Source organism: Paraburkholderia sp. RL18-085-BIA-A (assembly GCF_046027075.1).
In the GTDB taxonomy this organism is placed as follows: domain Bacteria; phylum Pseudomonadota; class Gammaproteobacteria; order Burkholderiales; family Burkholderiaceae; genus Paraburkholderia.
This window is the reverse complement of record NZ_JARESU010000324.1, coordinates 1-3,243: the sequence shown is the minus strand read 5'-3', so window position 1 is coordinate 3,243 and position 3,243 is coordinate 1. Positions and strand designations below refer to the sequence as shown.

At 69.3% G+C, this 3,243-nt stretch carries 3 protein-coding genes; all 3 read left to right on the top strand.

Going from position 1 to position 3,243, the window contains the following annotated elements:
* Positions 1-2,193 (top strand): FUSC family protein (locus P0D89_RS51830; RefSeq protein ID WP_408370764.1); only part of this gene is annotated, 2,193 nt, incomplete at its 5' end.
* Complete coding sequence (locus P0D89_RS51825) at positions 2,183-2,383, top strand: DUF1656 domain-containing protein (RefSeq protein WP_408243260.1); 201 nt, start codon at positions 2,183-2,185, stop codon at positions 2,381-2,383. The genes P0D89_RS51830 and P0D89_RS51825, both read left to right, overlap by 11 nt.
* Before the next feature lie 14 nt (positions 2,384-2,397).
* A partial coding sequence (locus tag P0D89_RS51820) for an efflux RND transporter periplasmic adaptor subunit (protein ID WP_408379454.1) occupies positions 2,398-3,243 on the top strand: 846 nt, incomplete at its 3' end.

Sequence of the window (3,243 nt, the reverse complement as noted above, 5' to 3'; positions counted from 1 at the left end):
TCCCTCGCCGCCCTCTGCACCGCCGCGGCCGACTGGGCGCGCACCGACGGCCTCACCTGGGTCTACCTGTTCAAGGCGCTCGCCGCCTGCTTCCTCGCGCTCGGCATCGCGATGAAGCTCGACCTGCCGCAGCCGCGTACCGCGATGACCACCGTGTTCATCGTCATGCAGCCGCAAAGCGGCATGGTCTTCGCCAAGAGCTTCTACCGCATCTGCGGCACCCTCGTCGGGCTCGTCGTGATGCTCGCGCTGATCGGCCTGTTCGCCCAGCAGCCGGAGCTGTTCATCGGGTCGACCGCGATCTGGGTCGGCATCTGCACCGCCGGCGCCGCGCGTAACCGCAACTTCCGCTCGTACGGCTTCGTGCTGGCCGGCTACACCGCCGCGCTGATCGGCATCCCCGCCGCGCAGCATCCGGACGGCGCGTTCCTCAGCGCGCTCACCCGGGTCGCCGAGGTGGTGCTCGGCATCGTCTGCGCGGGCGCGGTCAGCGGCCTCGTGTTCCCGCAGTTCGCCGGCCTGCAGATGCGCAGCACCGTGCGTGCGCGCTTCTCGGCGTTCGTCGAGTACGTGTCCGCGTCGCTCGCCGGGCACAACGACCGCGCGCGCATCGAGGCGACCAACGCGCGCTTTGTCGCCGACATCGTCGGCTTCGAAGCGGCGCGCAGCGTGGCCGTGTTCGAAGGCCCCGACTCGCGCATGCGCGGCGGCCGCCTCGCGCGGCTGAACAGCGAGTTCATGACCGCGTCGACGCGCTTTCACGCGCTGCATCAGCTGATGAACCGCCTGCGCACCGCCGGCACCCCCGGCGCGGCCATCGCGATCGCCGCGCTCGAACCGTACTTCCGCGAGATCGCCCCGCTGCTCGCGAAGTCCGGCGAACCGGTACTGAGCGCCGCCGATGCCGCGCACGCCGCCACCCAGCTCGACGCGTTCAGGGCCGCGCTGCCGGCACGCGTGCGCGCCACCCGCGCCGGGCTGCTCACGCATCCCGACGCGCCGCTGCCCGACTTCGACACCGGCGCCGAACTGCTGTACCGCTTCATCGACGACCTGCATGCGTATGCGGCGACCTACGCATCGCTCGCGGTCGACACGCATGCGCGCGAGCGCTGGATCGACCGCTATGAGCCCAAGACCAACGCGATCGCCGCCGGGGTCGCGGGCCTGCGGGCGGCCCTCGTGATGATGGTGCTCGGCGCGTTCTGGATCGCCACCGCGTGGCCGAGCGGCTCGACCCTCACGCTGAACGCGGCCGCCGTGTGCGCGCTGGCGTCGTCCTCGCCCAATCCGAAGCGCACGGTGTTCCAGATGGCCGCCGGCACGCTGGTCGCGACGGTCATGGGGATGCTCGCGGTGTACGGGGTGTTCCCGCACATCGACGGCTTCGCGCTGCTGTGCGCCGCGCTCACGCCGTTCCTGCTGCTCGGCGTGTTCATGACCACGCGAGCGGCGCTGGCCGGCTACGGCGTGGGCTACTGCATCTTCTTCTGCTTTCTGGCCGGCCCCGACAACGTGATCCACTACGACCCGGGCGCGTTCATGAACGACGCGCTGGCGCTGGTGCTGTCGATGCTGGTGTCGTCGGTGGCGTTCGCGGTGCTGCTGCCGCCCTCGACGCCCTGGCTGCGCAACCGGCTGCTGGTCGATCTGCGCCGCCAGGTGGTGCTGGCGGGCCGCGCGGGGCTGCGCCGGGTGCGTTCGCGCTTCGAGAGCGGCGCGCGCGACCTGATGTTCCAGATCAACGCGCTCGCGCCTGACGAGCCCGACCTGCGGCGCGACACGTTGCGCTGGCTGTTCGCGGTGCTCGAGGTGGGCAATGCGGTGATCGATCTGCGCAGCGAGGTCGCGGGGCTGCCTGCCGACGCGCGCTATGCAAAGTCGACATCGTGGCGCGTGGCGCTGCGCACGATGGGCGACGCGTTGAGCGCGCTCTTCGAGCGACCCCGCGAGGAGCGCTTCGAACGCGCGCTCGCGACCACCACCGACGCGATCGCCGCGCTCCAGCAGCTGCTCGCCAGCTTCACGCCGCCGCGCGAGGAGCGGCACCGGCTGCAACGCATCCTCAGCCAGTTGCATTTCATCCGTACCGCGCTGCTCGATCCGCAGTCCCCGCTTGAACCGCTGATGGGCGGACGCGGCGGACCGAGCGAACGGGCCAGCGCCCCAGAAGGAGTCCCCCATGCCACGTGACATTGCCGTTCTCGACGCCTATGTGCCGGCCATCGTGCTGCTGTTCATCGCGGGCGCGGCGCTCACCTGGGTGCTGGATCGCGTGATCGCCTGGACGGGCCTGTATCGCGTGGTGTGGCATCCGTCCCTGTTCCGGGCCAGTCTGCTCGTATGTGTGTGCGGCGTGCTGGGTCTCGCCGTTTATCGTTGACCAGAGTCGAAACAATGACCATCCGAAATCTCGTTGGCTTCATCGCGACAGCCCTTATCCTTATCGTCGCGATCCTGATCGGGCGCGTGCTGTGGGTCCATTACATGGATGAACCGTGGACCCGCGACGGGCGCGTGCGCGCCGAGATCGTGAACGTGGCGCCCGATGTGTCGGGCGCGGTCGTCGATCTGCCGGTGAAGGACAACCAGCTGGTGAAGAAGGGCGACCTGCTGATGCAGATCGATCCGTCGCACTACCAGATCGCGGTCGAACAGGCGCAGGCGGCAGTGGCCGCGCGCCGGGCCGAGTTGCAGATGAAGCGCGACGACGCGCAGCGGCGCGCCGATATGGACGCGCTGGTGGTGTCGAAGGAAAGCCGCGAGAACGCGACGCATACGGCGTCGGCGGCCGAGGCATCGTACCAGCAGGCGCTGGCCGCGCTCGATGCGGCGAAGCTGAACCTGGCGCGCACGCGGGTGGTGTCGCCGGTCGATGGCTATGTGACGAACCTGAGCGTGTTCCGTGGCGACTATGCGACCGCGGGCGCGGCGAAGCTGGCGATCGTCGATAGCCACTCGTTCTGGGTCTACGGGTACTTCGAGGAAACCAAGCTGCCGCATGTGCGCATCGGCGACCAGGCTGAGGTGCGGCTGATGAGCGGCGGCACGCTGCAGGGTCACGTCGAAAGCATCTCGCGCGGCATCTACGATCGTGACAATCCACAAAGCCACGAACTGCTCGCCGATGTGAATCCGACCTTCAACTGGGTGCGCCTCGCGCAGCGCGTGCCGGTGCGCGTGGAGATCGATGCGGTGCCGGATGGGGTCGTGCTGGCGGCGGGGATTACGTGTACGGTGGTC